This is a genomic window from Pectobacterium polonicum (assembly GCF_005497185.1).
Classification (GTDB): domain Bacteria; phylum Pseudomonadota; class Gammaproteobacteria; order Enterobacterales; family Enterobacteriaceae; genus Pectobacterium; species Pectobacterium polonicum.
In genome coordinates, this window is sequence record NZ_RJTN01000013.1 from 12,000 (window position 1) to 29,622 (window position 17,623).

The 17,623-nt window shown below is 51.0% G+C and carries 13 protein-coding genes; 3 read left to right on the plus strand and 10 right to left on the minus strand.

Annotation, left to right across the window (positions count from 1 at the left end; translation table 11 throughout):
- Positions 1–6 precede the first annotated feature (6 nt).
- Positions 7–1,395, plus strand: a complete 1,389-nt coding sequence (pntB, locus tag EDI29_RS13760; protein WP_103860658.1) for a Re/Si-specific NAD(P)(+) transhydrogenase subunit beta — start codon at positions 7–9, stop codon at positions 1,393–1,395.
- A gap of 134 nt (positions 1,396–1,529) precedes the next feature.
- On the opposite strand, the gene uspE is transcribed toward pntB, so the two are convergent.
- From uspE to ogt, 3 genes are all read right to left on the minus strand, one after another.
- Positions 1,530–2,480 (minus strand): universal stress protein UspE, encoded by a 951-nt coding sequence (uspE, locus tag EDI29_RS13765; protein ID WP_137741334.1) that lies wholly within the window; start codon positions 2,478–2,480, stop codon positions 1,530–1,532.
- 190 nt (positions 2,481–2,670) lie between these two features.
- Complete coding sequence (gene fnr, locus EDI29_RS13770; RefSeq protein ID WP_005968491.1) at positions 2,671–3,417, minus strand: fumarate/nitrate reduction transcriptional regulator Fnr; 747 nt, start codon at positions 3,415–3,417, stop codon at positions 2,671–2,673.
- Between the two features lie 269 nt (positions 3,418–3,686).
- Positions 3,687–4,220: a methylated-DNA--[protein]-cysteine S-methyltransferase gene (gene ogt / locus EDI29_RS13775; protein ID WP_137741335.1), complete on the minus strand. Its 534-nt coding sequence runs from the start codon at positions 4,218–4,220 to the stop codon at positions 3,687–3,689.
- A gap of 495 nt (positions 4,221–4,715) precedes the next feature.
- Between ogt and EDI29_RS13780 the strand changes: the two genes are divergently transcribed.
- Both EDI29_RS13780 and EDI29_RS13785 read left to right on the plus strand, forming a co-directional pair.
- The gene (locus EDI29_RS13780) at positions 4,716–6,011 is read left to right on the plus strand and encodes a Gfo/Idh/MocA family oxidoreductase (protein WP_137741336.1); all 1,296 of its coding nucleotides are present in this window, start codon (positions 4,716–4,718) and stop codon (positions 6,009–6,011) included.
- A gap of 108 nt (positions 6,012–6,119) precedes the next feature.
- A complete protein-coding gene (locus EDI29_RS13785; protein ID WP_137741337.1) occupies positions 6,120–7,439 on the plus strand; it encodes an ABC transporter substrate-binding protein in 1,320 nt (439 codons plus the stop codon).
- A gap of 70 nt (positions 7,440–7,509) precedes the next feature.
- Here the strand turns inward: EDI29_RS13785 and EDI29_RS13790 are convergent, their stop codons facing one another.
- From EDI29_RS13790 to EDI29_RS13820, 7 genes are all read right to left on the minus strand, one after another.
- Positions 7,510–8,739, minus strand: a complete 1,230-nt coding sequence (locus EDI29_RS13790; RefSeq protein WP_137741338.1) for an SAM-dependent methyltransferase — start codon at positions 8,737–8,739, stop codon at positions 7,510–7,512.
- Positions 8,736–9,461 (minus strand): DUF1365 domain-containing protein, encoded by a 726-nt coding sequence (locus EDI29_RS13795; protein WP_137741339.1) that lies wholly within the window; start codon positions 9,459–9,461, stop codon positions 8,736–8,738. Before EDI29_RS13795 ends, EDI29_RS13790 begins: the two co-directional genes overlap by 4 nt.
- The gene (locus tag EDI29_RS13800; RefSeq protein ID WP_137741340.1) at positions 9,454–10,722 is read right to left on the minus strand and encodes an NAD(P)/FAD-dependent oxidoreductase; all 1,269 of its coding nucleotides are present in this window, start codon (positions 10,720–10,722) and stop codon (positions 9,454–9,456) included. Before EDI29_RS13800 ends, EDI29_RS13795 begins: the two co-directional genes overlap by 8 nt.
- Before the next feature lie 4 nt (positions 10,723–10,726).
- Positions 10,727–11,443, minus strand: coding sequence for an SDR family NAD(P)-dependent oxidoreductase (locus EDI29_RS13805; RefSeq protein ID WP_137741341.1), 717 nt, complete (start codon positions 11,441–11,443; stop codon positions 10,727–10,729).
- Complete coding sequence (locus EDI29_RS13810; protein ID WP_137741342.1) at positions 11,440–11,919, minus strand: nuclear transport factor 2 family protein; 480 nt, start codon at positions 11,917–11,919, stop codon at positions 11,440–11,442. The genes EDI29_RS13805 and EDI29_RS13810 overlap by 4 nt, the downstream gene beginning before the upstream one ends.
- A 256-nt stretch (positions 11,920–12,175) precedes the next feature.
- Positions 12,176–14,638: a putative virulence factor gene (locus EDI29_RS13815; RefSeq protein ID WP_137741343.1), complete on the minus strand. Its 2,463-nt coding sequence runs from the start codon at positions 14,636–14,638 to the stop codon at positions 12,176–12,178.
- A complete protein-coding gene (locus tag EDI29_RS13820; RefSeq protein WP_137741344.1) occupies positions 14,635–17,622 on the minus strand; it encodes a virulence factor SrfB in 2,988 nt (995 codons plus the stop codon). Before EDI29_RS13820 ends, EDI29_RS13815 begins: the two co-directional genes overlap by 4 nt.
- Position 17,623: the final 1 nt, after the last annotated feature.

Genomic DNA, 17,623 nt, shown 5'->3' on the forward strand with positions numbered 1-17,623 from the left:
TAACACATGTCTGGTGGATTAGTAACTGCTGCATACATTGTTGCCGCAATTCTCTTTATTTTCAGTTTGGCTGGGTTGTCCAAGCACGAAACGTCGCAACAAGGGAACATCTTTGGGATCAGCGGGATGGCGCTTGCGCTGATCGCGACGATTCTGGGGCCTGATTCTGGCAACGTTGGCTGGATCATCGTGGCAATGGCGATCGGTGGATCAATCGGTATTTATCTGGCACGTAAGGTTGAAATGACCGAAATGCCGGAACTGGTCGCGATTCTTCACAGCTTTGTGGGCTTGGCTGCGGTGCTGGTCGGTTTTAACAGCTTCCTCGACCACGGTGAAATCACCGATCCGGTGATGGTCAATATCCATTTGACGGAAGTCTTCTTGGGTATCTTCATCGGTGCGGTGACCTTCACGGGCTCGGTGATAGCGTTCGGTAAACTGCGTGGCAATATCTCCTCCAAGCCATTGATGCTGCCTCATCGCCATAAAATGAATCTGGCGGCGCTGGTTGTGTCTTTCCTGCTGTTGCTGGTTTTCGTCAATACGGGCAGCGTAGCGTTGCAGGTACTGGCGCTGATTCTGATGACGGCGATTGCACTGGTATTTGGCTGGCATTTGGTTGCATCGATTGGCGGGGCGGACATGCCAGTCGTCGTTTCTATGCTGAACTCCTACTCTGGTTGGGCGGCAGCGGCAGCGGGCTTCATGCTGAGCAATGACCTGCTGATCGTGACCGGTGCGCTGGTGGGTTCTTCTGGTGCGATTCTGTCTTACATCATGTGTAAAGCGATGAACCGTTCCTTTATCAGCGTGATTGCCGGTGGTTTTGGTACTGATGGCGTGTCCTCCAGTGAGAGCGAAGAGGTGGGTGAATATCGTGAGGCTTCAGCGGAAGATGTTGCTGATTTACTCAAGAACTCAACCTCGGTCATCATCACTCCGGGGTACGGTATGGCTGTAGCACAGGCGCAATACCCAGTGCATGACATCACCGCAAAACTGCGTGCTCGTGGTATCAATGTTCGCTTTGGTATTCACCCGGTTGCAGGGCGTTTACCTGGACATATGAACGTGCTGTTAGCTGAAGCGAAAGTGCCTTACGACATCGTGCTGGAAATGGATGAAATTAATGACGATTTCACCGACACCGACACCGTGCTGGTCATTGGCGCGAACGATACGGTTAACCCGGCGGCGCAAGAAGATCCACACAGCCCGATTGCTGGCATGCCAGTACTGGAAGTGTGGAAAGCGCAGAATGTTATCGTGTTCAAGCGTTCTATGAATACCGGTTATGCCGGTGTACAGAACCCACTGTTCTTTAAAGAGAACACGCAGATGCTGTTTGGCGATGCCAAAGACAGCGTTGAGGCGATTCTGAAAGCGCTGTAAGCGTCGTAGGACGTCGAAAACGAAAGGGGCGAATATCGCCCCTTTTTTACATCTATCATATCTATGATATTGCGAAAAATAATGCCAGCACGAAGGCGGGCATTATTTGATGCTGAAAGCGATGTAATGAGCAATCAGCCGTTTTCGCTATCTTCCTGCGTAATCGGCGAAACGAAATCATCGGGCTTGATCGCCAGCAGGTCGCACTTCAGGTGATCAATCACATGTTCGACGGTATTGCCGATAAAGGCAGCGGAAAGGCCGGTTCGACCCAACGACCCCAAGACCACGACACCCGCCTGCAAATGTTCCGCCAGATCGGGAATGACTTCTTCTGGCAGCCCTTTTTCTACGTGCGTCACGCGTTCATCCAGGCTGAACTTCTGCCGGAGTGATTTCATGGCAATCAGATGTTGCCCTCGAATCGCATCGTTATAGACGCTGGGATCGAAATCAGGCAATTCAATGGCGATATTGATGGGGGTAACCGGGTAAGCGCCAACCAAGTGAACTTCGGTTTGGTCAACCTGCTGCGCCAGCTCCAGCGTTTCTGATACCAGTTTGATATTGAGCGGATCGTGATAAGGGTCTTCACTGGCCAGATTGACGGCAACTAATGCTCGGCCTTCGGTCGGCCATGGCTGATCTTTTACCATCCACACAGGGCAAGGACATTTTCGCAGTAATTGCCAGTCTGTTGGCGTAAAGATAACGGCTTCCAGCCGATCGTACTGATGGGCCATTTTCAACAACAGGTCATGGTGCCCAGAAATTACTTCCCGAATAATGGCTTCAAATGGCTTATTGTGCCAGACCACTTTGATCTCTATTGAAACGCCAGCCTCAAGGTAGTGTTTGCACTGTTCCTCAATCCACTCGGTCCGTTGCTGAATAACACCTTGACGCATCTCACCCCTTTCATCGGGGGAAAGCAGGGTTGTCATTTCATAAGAAAAATCATAAATCGGCAGAAACGCCTTAATATGGCCGCCAAGTCGCTGAACCAGATAAACCGCGCGACGCAGCGCTGGTTGGTCATCCTGATTTGGGTCAATAGCTACCAGTAAATTCTGATACTTTGCCATAGCTCCTCCAAACAGCTGTTACTCCACAGCCCGTAAATTAAGAGTACCGCAATGGAATCGTTTTGAACAACAGAGATAAGCCGCAGAATAACAAAATAGGAAATATCACGGATGAGGCTGAGAAGGGGGGCAAACCTTGACGCTGCCATAGCAAAAAAAGTGGCAGCGTCAACGAGTTAGGCTGGAAAGATTATTTACGTGAAGACCCGGCTAATTCGGAAAGCGCATCGATATTCTCGATCGTAATGTATTTCCCTTTTACTGCCAGCGTACCGCTCTTCTGGAAACGCCCCAGCAGACGGCTGATGGTTTCAACGGTCAGCCCCAGATAGTTACCAATGTCACCGCGCGTCATGGTTAGACGGAATTCACGCGGCGAGAAGCCACGTTGGGCAAAACGGCGGGAGAGGTTGTAAACAAACGCCGCCAGACGTTCTTCAGCGTTCTTCTTCGATAACAGCAGAATCATGTCCTGATCGCCACGGATTTCGCCGCTCATCAAGCGCATCATCTGTTGACGGAGGTTCGGCATTTTCCCAGAGAGATCGTCCAGCGTTTCGAACGGGATTTCGCAGACCATTGAGGTTTCCAGCGCCTGAGCGAAACTCGGGTGTTGAGCCGTACCAATCGCGTCAAAACCGACTAAATCGCCTGCCAGATGAAAGCCGGTAATTTGCTCATCGCCTTGCTCTGTGATGGTATAGCTCTTTATCGTACCGGAACGAATCGCGTACAGCGATCTAAGTTCATCACCTGCTTTGAATAGCGCTTGCCCCTTCTGGATAGGCTTCTTCCTTTCAATGATGTTGTCGAGCTGATCGAGCTCGTGTTCATTCAAGGTGAAAGGGATGCATAGCTGACTGATACTGCAATCCTGACAGTGGATTGCACAACCGCCAGACTGGATGCGTCGGATAATTCGCTTTTCCGGGATCATAGGCTTTGCTCAGGCAATAATTGATATTGGTCAATTTTAACAGCTTTTATCGGCCGTGATAAGAGCGGCAATCACAGGAATAGACCAATAAATAGTGAACTAACTATAATTTTTCGATTTTGCTGAAAAATATTCTGATATATAAACTTTGCGTGGCAATAATATTTTCGCCTATCGCGTTACAGAATGGTTAACACATTGGTTAACCCGAATCGCTTACGATGATAAGCAATTCGGCGTGGATTTTTTACCTGTCGGACGCGTTATAATTATAACGGTAAACTATTTTGGCGAGCCAAATAACCTTCGTGCTTTAGCAGCCACTGTTTACGGTGAACTCCCCCTGCGTAGCCGGTCATCGCCCCTCCCGCACCGATAACACGATGACACGGAACTACGATGCTGACAGGGTTTGATCCGTTCGCCATCCCGACTGCACGTGCTGCACCAGTACGCCCTAGCAGCGTCGCAAGCTCGCCATACGTGGTAATTTCTCCACAGGGGATTTTGCGTAATTCCCGCCAAACCTGCTGTTGAAATTCGGTTCCTACAGAAGCGACGGGCAGCGTATCAATAATCGTTAATTCGCCATCAAAATAGCGTTGCAGGCTGTCTGTCAAACCACCGGGATTATGACGTGGCTGTAACGAAAAGGGATCATTCCGATAACTGCGATTGAGTGAGCGAAATAAATCGTCTTCATATTCGCGCCACTCAACGGCACGCAAATGATTATTTTCATCAGCAATAATCAATAACTCCCCAAGTGGCGTTGCCATGGTGTCCTGGAAAAAAATCTGCATAGTGATTCCTTACGTGCTTGTCGCTTTCTTGCATCTCTCATTAGTTGCACGCCGATTATCCTGCATCACCAGATGGATTGAAAATAAAATGAGAGATGTGTCACGCCGTGAGGTGAAAAAGGAGAAGGCCATCACGATCATAACCGGTGTCGCCTCGGTGCATTCTGATTCAGACAAAAATAGAAAAACGGTACCCCATTTTAGGGAAATCTCGTTGGCGCATGAACCGTTAAGAGAAGCAACATGCATTCATGTGTGAGGTATGTGGGATAAATCGCATCGAATATTACCAATTAAATCAAACGGTAATATAGTAAATGTTCAATTTGTATTTATGAGAGATGGAGCATGTCAATCTTTATCCTACTGCCAGAGAACGCTATCACATGGCAATAATATGAAGGTGAACGATGTTGGTATGTTCTATTTTTTATGGCAAAGGCGTTTTATGTACGAATAGCTATGTGATCTACGTTATTGGGGGACATGCGCAGAATGAAAAAGAAATATGCTGTAGTGGGAACCGGTGGCCGAGCGGGGCTTTATCTGGAATCGATTGCCAGAGATTATCAGGATCAGGGGCACTTTGTTGCATTTTGCGATACAAACCAGACGCGGATGGATTACGCCAACCAGATTGTCCATAAATTTGGGCACAATAATGTGGCGACGTATCACGCCGATCAATTTGAGCAGATGATCGCAGAAACCACACCAGATGTTGTTATTGTTGCATCGATAGACCGGACGCATCATCACTATATTATTCGGGCAATGGAATTAGGGTGTGATGTCATCAGTGAAAAACCGATGACGATTGACGAAGAAAAATGTCAGGCGATTATCGATGCAATTAACCGCACCGGCCGTAAATTGCGTGTGACCTTTAATTACCGCTACGCCCCTCATCACAGTAAAGTCCGTGAATTAATTGCCGCAGGCGTTATTGGTGAGGTTTATTCCGTCCATTTTGAGTGGCTGTTGAATACCGAACATGGGGCAGATTACTTCCGTCGTTGGCACCGTGACAAACGCAATAGCGGCGGGCTGTTGGTGCACAAATCCACCCACCATTTCGACCTGGTGAACTTCTGGCTGAATAGCGAACCAGAAACGGTCTACGCACAAGGTGATTTGCGTTTTTATGGTAAAGCGAATGCGGAAGCGCGTGGAGTCACTGCATTCTATGCACGTTCACATAATAGCGTTGCGGCAGAGAATGACCCGTTTGCACTGCATATGAATCAAAGCGAACAATTGACGGCTTTATATTTAGATGCCGAACATGAAGATGGCTATTACCGCGATAAAAGCGTATTCGATGACGGTATTAATATTGAAGATGTGCTGGGTGTCATGGTGCGTTATAAGAACAAAGCCATTATGACGTACTCATTAAACGCCTATTTACCGTGGGAAGGGTTGAATGTGGTGTTTAATGGCAGCAAGGGTCGGTTAGAAATGAAACTGGTCGAGAAGTCTTATGTAAACGGAGGCGGACAAAAAGAGGATGAAGGTGCGCTGGATGAATGTGAAATAAAGATCTATCCGATGTTTGACGCGCCTTATGCCGTACCGGTTGAATTTAAATCGGGTGGGCACGGCGGCGGCGATCAGGTCATGTTAAACGATCTGTTTGGTACACCGGAACCCGATCCATTACATCGTGCAGCAGATTATCGTGATGGGGCGATGTCTATTTTAACGGGTATTGCCGCTAATCGATCGCTACGCACCGAACTGCCAGTGAAAATAAGCGAGCTGGCCGTTAACCTGAAAAGAGGGAATTAATCAAAGTACCTGCTATTTCGCAGCAAGCGCGTCCGCATCCGTAGTACCCGTCTGCCTGTAACAAGGAGAAGGGTGGAAACCTCCAAATACTATTATAAGGGTTTTATTATGGCGAAAACACGGAACACATTACCTCACCTGCTCTTACTTTGTGCTGCTCTTCCCGTCGGGGCTGCTTTCTCTCACTCAGCTGACGCCACGGAGATCCGTATCTCCTGGTGGGGAGGAAATCAACGGCACGAAGCCACACTGGCTGCTATTAACGCGTTTCAAAAAGCCAACCCGACAATTACCGTCAAAGCGGAATATGCTGGCTGGGACGGTTATCTTTCCCGACTATCAACGCAGATGGCTGGGGGGCAAGAACCTGATGTTATGCGTATTGACTGGAACTGGTTGCCGCAGTTTTCCCGCAACGGCGATGGTTTTTACGATTTGAATAAGCAAAAAGACGTTTTAGGATTGGGGGATTTTCCGCCTAACTACCTGAAAACGGCCGACGTAAAAGGGAAGCTGCAAGGTCTCCCGATTTCGATGACGTCCCGTAGCATGATTTACAACAAAACCACCTGGGATAATGCGGGTGTCGCTTATCCGAAAACCTGGGATGAACTGTTTGCCGCAGGCCCGGTGTTTAAACAAAAACTGGGTGACAATTTTTACCCACTTGGTGTTGCCCAAGGGGCAAGCGATGTGCTGGATATTCTCACTCTCGGCCGTAGCTACATGGCACAAAAATACGGCATTGATCTCATCGATGAGAAGAAACAGAGCATCGCCTATAGCCGCGATCAGGTAAGAGAACTCTTCGGCTTTTATAAAAAGCTGGTTGATTCCCATGTGATACCCGATCAGCGCTATTTTTCCTCGTTCGGGCGTACTAATGTTTATGAAATTCGTCCGTGGATTAACGGCGAATTAGCCGGTATGTATCTGTGGGATTCAGCCATCTATACCTATTCCAGCAATATGCCGAAAGAGGCTGTCTTAGAAACCGGGCCATTTATCACGATGCCGGATGCTAAAGATTCCGGGCTGACAAGCAAGCCGTCTTCGCTGTTTGCGATCAGTAAGAACAGTAAACATCCGAAGGAAGCCGCGATGTTGATGAGTTTTATGCTGAGTCACCCAGAAGGCGTGAAGGCGGTTGGGCTGCAAAACGGGATGCCTGCTAACCCGAAAGCACAAAAACTGCTGGAAGATATCGGTGTGATCAACGCCGGTAACCTGTTAGCAAATGCTTATCGTGCCGCAGCGGAACAACCTGCATCGAAGGTGCCCGTTTCACCGTTTATGGAAAATCAGGAGCTGGTACAGCTGTGGACCACGAGTCTGCAAAAACTGGACTACGGCAATGGTGAGGTAAATAAAGTCGCCGATGATTTCCTGAGTAGCGCTAATCGCATTTTAAAACGCGCTATCCGATAACCACCGCTGTTCGTGTGCGATGCCGTGTCGTGAAGGATATGGCATCGCACGCTTCGTTTACCTGCTTCATTCATGGTCTTTCTGCCGTGAGCTGTACCGTGCTAATGGTTCGAGCGCGAAAGCCCGCTTCACAATAGCAAAGATAAAATACCCACAGGCGTTGGAAGGATTCATCAAAGCCCTGCGTATTCAACATATGCCACTGTTGATAAAAACGCTGACGCCATTCGCTCAGGGTGCGGGCATAGTCCTGACCGATATCGAACAGGTCGCGGGTAATAAAGTCGGTATGCCGCGTCATGGTGGCGGTCATCGCGGTAACTGAGGGAAGAAAACCGCCGGGGAAAACATAGCGTTGAATAAAGTCCACATTGCGAGAGTAATGGTGGTAGCGTTGGTCGGCGATGGTGATGGCCTGAAGCACCATGCGGCCTTGTGGCTTCAATAGTTGCTGGCAGCGTTTGAAGAAGGTGGGTAAATAGGCTTTCCCGACCGCTTCGATCATTTCGACCGAGACCAATTTGTCATACTGGCCGGCCAAGGTTCGATAATCCTGTAGCAGCACCGTGACCTTATGGCTCAGCCCTGCTTGCTGGATACGTTCAACCGCGTAGTCATATTGCTGTTGTGACAGCGTGGTTGTGGTGACGTAACAACCGTACTCACGTGCGGCCAGTTCGGCTAGCCCGCCCCAGCCAGTACCAATTTCCAGCAAATGATCCGTTTCACACAGCGCTAATTGTCCGCATAGACGGCGCAGCTTGGCGCGCTGTGCGTCTTCTAGCGTCATGTCGGGGTGCTGATACCAGGCGCTGGAATAGAGCATGTCGCTATCGAGAAAGCTGCGATAAAAATGATTGCCCAGATCGTAATGGGCGGCGATGTTTTTCTGTGCCTGCTGCGGACGATTACGACGACACCAGTGTATAAACCGATGAAATGGCGCTGTCAGCCAGCCAAAACGTGCTTCAAGCGTATCAACTAACGCCTGATTCTGCGCCAATAGCTGAAGAACGAGCGTCAGGTTTGTTGAACTCCAGTCTCCATCAATGTAGCTCTCTCCGGCTGCGATGCTTCCACCCAGCAAGATTCGACGATAAACGCGAGGATGATGTATCGTGACGTCGCCTTGCAATGCCGCGTGCTGGTCCCCGAAGCGTATCTCATGACCTTCTGATTCGCGCAGGCGCAAACTTCCGCCGTCTATGCGCTCAAGCAAGGCAAAGACCACTTTTCGGGCTCGGAGATAACGAGCGGTATTGCTCGGGTGACGCACCAGCTGTGTTTCCGTTGAACTCATGGGTTATCCTTCTTTCCTGACTGCGGATGAGGATAAACGGGCGAGCGTTTAATCCACAGTTTCAAAGCCTGCCAATATATGGTGCAGGCGATCTTTATCGTCATTAACGGCAGATACCAAAGCTGGCGGCGCAGGGTGGCACGGGTGAGCGGCTGTCGGTGTAGCAACAGCGTTGCATCAAACTCGCGCCCCTGTTTGTGATTCTCGATGTGAATTCTCAGCCGTGCAACGGGCGGCGTGAGTCGCCAGTGGTATACCATATCCATCGGGTTAAACGGCGATACATGAAACGCCTTGGATACGGGCGTCGATCCATCAGGGACGACGGCATAAGTATGGCGTTCATTCCAGGGCGTATTGCGCACTTCTGCCAGTAACCAGCGCAGCGCGTTGTGCTCATCGTATAAATAATAGAAATTAACCGGATTGAAATAACAGCCCAGATAACGCAGTTGGCACAGTAGGAAAACCTTCCCGGTGAGACGTTCCCCAGTCAGTTCCGCAATCCGATCCTGTGCCTTGGTTTTGATATCGCCGCCGCCGAGGTAATCACCGCGACAAAATGACGCCGGGGCGAAGCGCTCCAGCGCAATACCCATATGCGGCAAAGCGGGAATTTCATCTAAATCAATGAGCGGCATGAAGAGCGCATAGTCAAAACGATGCGTGACGGGCGTGAAGCGCCGATGACGAATGTTACCCACATACAGGGCGCTATTCATACGGCATACCTTGGTCGAATTGGCTGATGACATCCAGAGCGCTTTTTACACCATCTTCATGAAAACCGTTGTACCAATAGGCACCACAAAACCAGCTACGGTGGTGTCCATTAATACGTTCACGCTGCTGTTGGTACTCCGGCGTCTGTTGCGTAAACACCGGGTGATGATAAACCGCGTGGTGCAATGTTTTATCCGGGTCAATATCCTGTTGAGGGTTCAGTGAGACACAGAAGGTGGTGGATGAACGAACACCTTGTAGGATATTCATATTATACGTGACGGACGCGCGCGAACGGCTAAGCGCTTGATCGACCGGCAGACGATAATTCCAACTCGCCCAAGCCCGATGGTTCTGGGGTAAAAGCCGGGTATCGGTATGCAGGATCACATGATTAGGTTGGTAGCGTATGCCTCCGAGGATGCGTCGTTCATCGGACGTGCTTGTTTCCAGCAGAGCCAGCGCCTGATCGGAATGGCAGGCGAAAATGACCTGATCAAACCGATACGCCTGTTCGGCAGTATGCAGCGTAATTCCTGCGTTATCACGTACCACCTGGTTGACTGGCGTATGGAGGTGGATCGCTGCTCGATCGCGGATACGCTCGGCAATGCGTCGCACATACTCCCGTGAACCGCCAGGCACGACCATCCACTGCGGACGATTGACCAAATCCAACAGCCCATGGTGGTTGAAGAAGGTGAGGAAAAGCGATAGAGGAAAATGCCGCATATCCTCAAGCGATGATGACCAGATTGCTGCGCCCATTGGCAAAAGGTAGTGCTGCGCAAAGAAGGGCGAAAATTTTTCCTGCTGTAACAAGTGGCTTAGCGTCAGCCCTTGGTTATCTCCACTGGCAAGATACCGCTTGCACACCCGGTTGAAGCGCACGATTTCCGCCACAAACCGATAGAACGCCGGGCGGAACAGGTTACCGCGCTGGGCAAATAGCGTATTTAGCGTATGCCCGTTATATTCCAGGCCAGAAACCGGGTTACTGACCGAGAAACTCATTTCCGTGGGCTGGCCGATTAAGCCCAGTTCATCCAGCAGGGCAATGAAGTTTGGATAGGTTCGCTCGTTATAAACAATAAAACCCGTGTCGATAGCATAGTGGATGCCATCCTGAACCACATCGACCGTTGCCGTGTGTCCCCCCAGATAATCGTTCGCTTCAAATATCGATACCTGAAAGCGTTCGGATAACCTGAGCGCGCAGGTTAAACCAGAGATACCGCTACCAATAATGGCAATCTTCATACCTTTACCTTACTAACCGGCTGGCCAGCAGACGTTGCCATGACTGTGGGAGCACGGAAATCAATTTGAGTAATAGCGCAAACCCCAGAGGGAAGGCGATTTCGCGTTTCTTCTTTTTCAGCCCGCGACGAATAGCATCAGAGGCATGTGACACAGCGATCATCATCGGCATGGGGAAATCATTACGCGCAGTTAGCGGGGTATCCACAAAACCGGGGAGGATCAGCGACACGGTGATATGGCGGGCTTGCAAATCCAGTGACAGGCTACGGGCGAAATACGCCAGTGCGGACTTTGAAGCCCCATAGGCTTCCGCTCGCGGTAGGGGAACGAGGCTGGCGGTTGACCCGACGAATGCCAGATGACTATGGTTAGCAAGTTGAGGCAATAGGACTGACAGGCAATTCACGGGACCTATCACGTTGGTTGTTAGCACCCGGCCGATTTTTTCCGCATCAACGACGCCATTATCCAAATATTCACAGGTCCCCGCGCAGAGAATCACCAGATCGGCTGTGACGCCGTCCAATGCCTGCCGCGTATCGGCTACGTTCGTCATATCAAATGCTGTGGTACGGAGGGCTGGGAAGGCGGCAGTTAATGCGTGAAGCCGTTGCTCATCGCGCCCGCAGGCGAGGACGTCCCAGCCGTCTCTGGCATAATCCAGCGCTAACTGTTGACCGATGCCCGAACTGGCTCCGGTAATCAACACGCGCTTCATGCCTGAAGTCTCGATTTTAGATAACGGATTGACGAGCCCAGCAGGGGAACATGTTGATAAAGCATCGCGCCCATGTCGTAGTAATCTCGGTGGTAGATCACTTTGTCGTCAGCAAAGAGTAGGTGGCTACAGCCCGCGAGCGTCAGCGGCGCATTATGCTTTAGCGACGGATGGGCATAGTGCATCGTCCAGAACATCGTTGCGCCACCGCGAAAGGTATGGATATCGCTGATATTGAACTGACAATAGCTCAGATTGTTGAGTGAGTAGGAAAAGTAACGCTGTAAGGCACTCAGCCCATGATGGTTGGAAATAGGATCGATAAAGTGAATATCCTGATGATAAATATCGCCGAGTTCCGTTAATCCCTCGGTCGTCAGTTCTCGATAGAATGTCTTTATTTTCAGCAAAATGGGTTCATATTCGCTGTTTTCTAGCGAGATACCGCCTTCCTCGCGCGCTTTTTCTATCGTCATAACCACTCCTGTTAAGGTCACCCACATCCACGTAGTGGAAATGGCTAACAGATAGAGGAACGTCAACGCTTATTAATTGAAAGTTATCAGCTTAGGTATAGATTGAATCCACCATTCGTCAAATAAGATTTTTAGGAATGACAAGGGAGCGATAAGTACATTAGGAGGGGAAATGTGGCAGAAAAAGGAAACATGACATGAAAGATAGTGACAACGTCACGCCATGTTTCCTACATCAATAGCGATAGCCTGGAAATTATTTCTCGGCGGGTTTAATTAACGCCAGAATCGTGCCCAACTGTTCGCGCTGTTCAGCACTGACTTCGCGCGCAGCGGAATAACCCGCATTCTGGATAATCATCTCATTCAAGCCAACTAACCAGTCATAGATATAAAACGCCGTATTGTTGGTGGGCGTGAGTGATAGCTTGGTGAGGCGCTGCGAAGCACCAAAGCTGACCGCCTGCTTTTCCGGCTTGGCGAAAATTTTATGTCCGCGATTAATCCGGCTGGCAGGGCGCAGGGATTCATCAAGCTGCTGGAAACCGAGCCAGGCAACAAAGTCCCCGAGAATAGTTAGCACGCGCGAAACCTGACGGTCAGCTTTATTCTCGCGGTTGATGCCCAACGATTCACCATCGACCAACATATCGACCAACGCTTCTTCGATCCGCAAACGGATGCTGCCGGTAATCAATTCTTCGACCAGCATTTCGATCGTTGATTTCGGCACATTCAGCAGATCGAGGAGCGGGGCATTTTCCGGCAGGCCACGTAGGTAGTTAATCCAGTAGCGATAAACGCCGTGTGCATAGTCCGCCTCATAGCCATGATCGACGGTAATGGCGGGCGCAGCAGGTTGGTCAAGCGCGATCGGTTCATCGGCAAAGAGATCGATCTCGATCCCGACACCAAACGGATCGCTATTGATCAAGGGAGCTGAAGGGTCTTCGGCATCGGTGAGAAAACTGCCATAGCTTGCGCCTCGCTGTTGCAGATACAGACGGCGTAGCTCATCACGCGAAGGCAAAAGACGTTCCAGCAACTCGCCGTGCACGCCGGTTCGGGTCTGGAGCGATTTAAGCAAGGTTTCTGCGATGCGCTGTTTTTCCGCGGGATCGTCAACATCAACGGGTAGATACCAGTTCCCCAGCAGGTTATCGCTGAGTTCACGCTGAAGTTCGTTGAGCTGTTCACCGATGCGCCCAAGCTTCACTTCCCGGTGGACTTCGGCACCCAACCACGTTGCCATACGCGCCACACCGCGCTTATCCATCGCCAGCATCGTTCCCCAGGCATCACCTGGGTTACCCACATAGCGCTGTACCGCCGCATCGTAGTTTTGCCCGTGCGTAATACGCCGATCGTGGCGAGTGACCGCCCAAATCAGCCCCGGTTTACGGTGGCTACGAACCTGCGCGTTTTCGCCCTGCGTTTGTTTCACCCAGTGATCCAAGGCTTTACCGACCACTTTAACATCGCCACGATCGCCAGCGGCGCTGCATACCATCAGTACGTTCATTTCCTGATTATCGGTATAGCGCTCTAGCAGATAGGCGCGTTTTGCGCGCAATAACGTGTGGGCCAGCGGATACGGTATATGTTGGCGTTTTGCTGGTGGCTCGTCCCGCGTTTCGCGGATTTCACCAAAGCCGGGAAAATCCAACACATCGACCTGCTCGAACAATGCTTCTTTGGGAGGCAAGTGCAGCGGGACAAGTAACTCTGCGGTCAGCATCGTTAATTCAGCCAGCGAGAGTTCTGTGGTCTTCCCTGCACGTCCATTCTGAACTGGGCGCACCAACACGCCGGGATCGTCGGCGCTGTGCAGACACTCCAGCGCGGAACCGTCGATCAAACTGTCCGCTGGATTCAAATCATCATCCACCAACGTTCGTAACGGGGCTAGCAGCTTGCTCGTACCGGACAGGTGTTGCAACGTGTGACTGAAATGGCGATACGCAGCGGTTAGCGAATTCAATTCACCCCATAACACAGAGAAAAGTTGGGCGCGGTCATCAACGGTGAGAGAGGGGGCTAATTCAATCGCAACTGGCCAGAAGTGTGCCTCCAGCTGTTTCTGCCGTTTGCTATCGTGACGTGCGAGATAGTCCCAGAGTTCGACCACTTCGTCGCGGCTCATCCCTTCTACGGGTTCTGGCTGACGGTGCATCAACAGCGTTTTAATATGCTCGGCGATATGACGTTCATCTAACTCTTCGAACGTTGTCTCTTGGTTGAGATCGTTCAAAAACGCGTTGGCCATGATCTTGCCGATATCCAACTCGCTGAGGAGTTGCAACTGAACGGGAAACGATTTGTTCTTCACGCCAGACTGTCGGCTAAAGCGTGTGACGAGCGCAGCGGCTCGGTCAGACGGGTTAATATGATCGATATAATCCAGCTGTTGCCCTTCAAACGAGGTTTCCAGCTTGCCGTTTTCTCCCCCGGCCAGTGATGCGATCAGATAGTTTTTCCCCGCCTGAGACAGGCCAAAAAAGCCGATGGCAATCTCTTTCTGCGCCACATTGGACAGGTGCTGCGCTTTATTGTAATTACGGCGCAATTTGACGATCAGGCGGTCAGCTTCAATATCCAGACGCGGGGCGTTCTGACGCGTGGTTTCAACCCAGTCGATGGCTTGTTCGACACCTTGTGTAACGGCCTGTAGCTGGCCGTGAAGTCGGGTGGAAAGCTGTTTAGGCGTTAATCGTTTCATTTTTTAAATACACTCCCACTATCGATCCAATAATGGGTCGCTCCTGAACCGTTAGCGGATAATGTGTTCAATTTAAGTCGTAAATGATGGGGCGGCACGCGAGTGCCATCTTCCAGCACTGCATCGGCAATTTCAAAGCGTTCGGGGCTGTCCTGATCGTCGCTTTTTGTTACGGCTAACCGGACGCGCAGTTTACTGTCGCCGACAACCTTGCGGGCTAAATCCTGATCGACGATCGACAGCATATAGAGCGAGGAGGCGGGCCAGCGTTCGTTGTCTAACTGACGGAAACCGAGGCAGAGTGAACCGCGTACCTGGAAGCTATGTTTCGGGTCAAGCACGAAATCCGGCGCATCCAGATCGATATCGCTGTAATACACGTTATCCAGCGTCAGTGCGTTATTGCTGTCCATCATGCCGAGGTAGCGCACCGTAGAGTATGGCTGAAAATCACCGACCTTAAAGTAAAAGCCCGGTAAGCGCAGATCGAGCGCCAGCAGGCACAACATCGCACCGACGGCCGCAGTGGATTTCGGGTTATCGATACGCCCACGTTTGTTAAACGGATACCAGTCGTTGGTGTGATAGCCATCCAGTGACAGCATCCGGTTAATCGGCAGCGGTTGCAGGTGGCGGAACAGCGCCTGAATCCCAGGGAAACGCGAAGGACGGCCGGTGAGCAGCAGCACATCGCAGGAATACAGCGATACCACTTCAGACATCAGGCGCAGATTCTGCGTGATATTCATTTTGTTAGACAGGAATTCGCCGTGCAGCTTGTTCAGTTTGAGGATGAGCGGCACCTGCAAAATATCGAATACGATATCGCTAACCGGCAGCTCGCGCTGCACTTCCGTATTGATGTATTCCAGCACTTTACCTGTCGGTGCCTGTTCCAACAATTCGCCGAAGGTGGATTCGATCTCGACGCTGGTATCCAGCGGATCAAAGCGCTCATAGGCTTCCAGAATCGCGCGACCGATCGGGATAAAGACCTGCAACGTTACCTGCTGGCGTAGCGTAAGCTGCGCGTCCATACGGCCTTCATTGCCGAACAGTTTTGCCATCAGCGCATCCGGGCTGGCCAATCCTGCTGTTTTCAGCGCGGCCTGTAGCGCGGGAAGGATATAGAGCTGAATCACGTCCAGCAGGATATCATCGCCCGCGACCTTAAAGCCTTCGCGGAACAGCAGGCGTGGAATGATTTTAACGTTGTTGCCCACACCGTCATCGAGCAGATATTGCGTAATGGCGAGGTCGGTGGTGCCGCCACCGATGTCGATTGAGGCAATGCGCAGCGTTTTTCCTACGGGTTCGCCTTCGTCGAGTTCTTTATCCGGTCGCGCCATGCTGGCGAAGAAATCTTCCGCTCGACCGCCAAAATTCACCTGTGCTTCGTTATACAGATAAACCATCTGTCCGCAGGTCGCTTCATCCCATTCTATTTGCACGTCAGGAACCGGAACCCGGCTCTGTTGCTTGTCGGCAGGGGTGGTGAAATCGTCATCCATCGGATGCCAGTCCATCGCTTTCCAGACCAGCGCGATCGCTTCATGCATCCGGCGGCGGAAAATTTCACGTTCAGGCTTCGGCATCGCAGAAGGCAACGTCAAAATGATATTACGCAGCTGGCGCGGTGCGCTGCTGTGGATCATCTTCAACCGCTGAGCGGCGCTATTCATCTGCATGAGCGCCTGTGCCAGCAGTTCAGAGAGCATGAAGGTCATGATCGAGCTGCGGCTGTAGTGCGGTGAAAATACCGGTAAACGCTCATCCAGCGGCTGATTGTAGAGAGGTTGACCTTCATCATTCAGCATGATGGTCAGCGGCATGGCAGTCGCTAACGGTTCGGTCTGCGAATGGGCGTCCGTCTGGCTGAAGCGCCAGCCTGGTGCATAGCTTTCTTCATCCCACAGGTAACGACGCGGGCTGGAAATACCGCTCGATCCTTCCGTTCCCTGACGCAGCAACGCCATGTGGCTAGCCTCACGCCCAACGCGGGTGATCGACGGCCAAATGAAGGCGTCATCACGACCGCTTTCTACGGAGAAGTTTTCCTTGCCGAATTTTGCCTGTGAAAACTCGACGCGGCTCTCAAACAGTTCATTATACAGATAGTGCGGTTCACTCAGATCGCGCAGTTGCAGCTCATAGGTCTGCTTCAGGCCGTTACTTTCATCAGCATGATCTTCCACCAGAATGCCGCAGGTGTGCGAGTTGCCCACATCCAAAATCAGGTCAACGTTGACCGCGGGTTCCTGCAACGTGCTGGTATTGATGCGTATTTCGGGTATTTCGAGCTGGTTGCCCAGCATATCCAACACATTCAAATAGTGTGCCTGATATTCAAATCCCCTGAGCGCCACTTTCACATCGTGACTATCGCGGTTTTCCTGCACTTTAACCTGCTGAGTAAAGACTTCACGCAGCCACCCGTCAACCCAGGTTTCATCGAGGAATTCACCCAGTTCATCGCTGTGATAAGCCAACGCGAAATTTCCACCCGTTTTGATGTCATTGGCATTCGGTGCCAGGGACTCGTACTCGTGGCCTTCGGGATAGGTTTTGGTATCGAACGCTAAACAAATGCGGTGCGTGTTGCCGTCCTGATCGGGCGTATCTAAAGTGAGGATCTGCATCCGCGCCCAGTTGTCAGGACCGCCCATAAAAGTACGCGGCGGATTGAAACGGAAGAAGGGCAGTGGCAGCCAGACTTTTTCCAACAGCTTAAGCGATTGCTCAAGCGAAATACTCAACTCAGGCTTCACGACTTCCGGTTGCATACCGGTTGCAGAAGGTAGCAGGTATTTGTCCGAGTGTTCATCGTAGAGCAGGTGTAGTAAAGGGCCATTGGCACTTTTACGCACATAGCAGCTAGGCTGTTCAGCTAAAAACTGCGGCTTTAACGCAAAATCCAAAAACTGAATCCCGCTGTCCTGAATCAACGTAATGCGTTGTTTATAATCGGTAATCGTCGCCAGCATG

Excerpts from the sequence above, each read along its gene's own strand:
- pntB (WP_103860658.1), top strand. The coding sequence starts at position 7 with ATGTCTGGTGGATTAGTAACTGCTGCATACATTGTTGCCGCAATTCTC.
- uspE (WP_137741334.1), bottom strand. The coding sequence starts at position 2,480 with ATGGCAAAGTATCAGAATTTACTGGTAGCTATTGACCCAAATCAGGAT.
- fnr (WP_005968491.1), bottom strand. The coding sequence starts at position 3,417 with ATGATCCCGGAAAAGCGAATTATCCGACGCATCCAGTCTGGCGGTTGT.
- ogt (WP_137741335.1), bottom strand. The coding sequence starts at position 4,220 with ATGCAGATTTTTTTCCAGGACACCATGGCAACGCCACTTGGGGAGTTA.
- EDI29_RS13780 (WP_137741336.1), top strand. The coding sequence starts at position 4,716 with ATGAAAAAGAAATATGCTGTAGTGGGAACCGGTGGCCGAGCGGGGCTT.
- EDI29_RS13785 (WP_137741337.1), top strand. The coding sequence starts at position 6,120 with ATGGCGAAAACACGGAACACATTACCTCACCTGCTCTTACTTTGTGCT.
- EDI29_RS13790 (WP_137741338.1), bottom strand. The coding sequence starts at position 8,739 with ATGAGTTCAACGGAAACACAGCTGGTGCGTCACCCGAGCAATACCGCT.
- EDI29_RS13795 (WP_137741339.1), bottom strand. The coding sequence starts at position 9,461 with ATGAATAGCGCCCTGTATGTGGGTAACATTCGTCATCGGCGCTTCACG.
- EDI29_RS13800 (WP_137741340.1), bottom strand. The coding sequence starts at position 10,722 with ATGAAGATTGCCATTATTGGTAGCGGTATCTCTGGTTTAACCTGCGCG.
- EDI29_RS13805 (WP_137741341.1), bottom strand. The coding sequence starts at position 11,443 with ATGAAGCGCGTGTTGATTACCGGAGCCAGTTCGGGCATCGGTCAACAG.
- EDI29_RS13810 (WP_137741342.1), bottom strand. The coding sequence starts at position 11,919 with ATGACGATAGAAAAAGCGCGCGAGGAAGGCGGTATCTCGCTAGAAAAC.
- EDI29_RS13815 (WP_137741343.1), bottom strand. The coding sequence starts at position 14,638 with ATGAAACGATTAACGCCTAAACAGCTTTCCACCCGACTTCACGGCCAG.
- EDI29_RS13820 (WP_137741344.1), bottom strand. The coding sequence starts at position 17,622 with ATGCTGGCGACGATTACCGATTATAAACAACGCATTACGTTGATTCAG.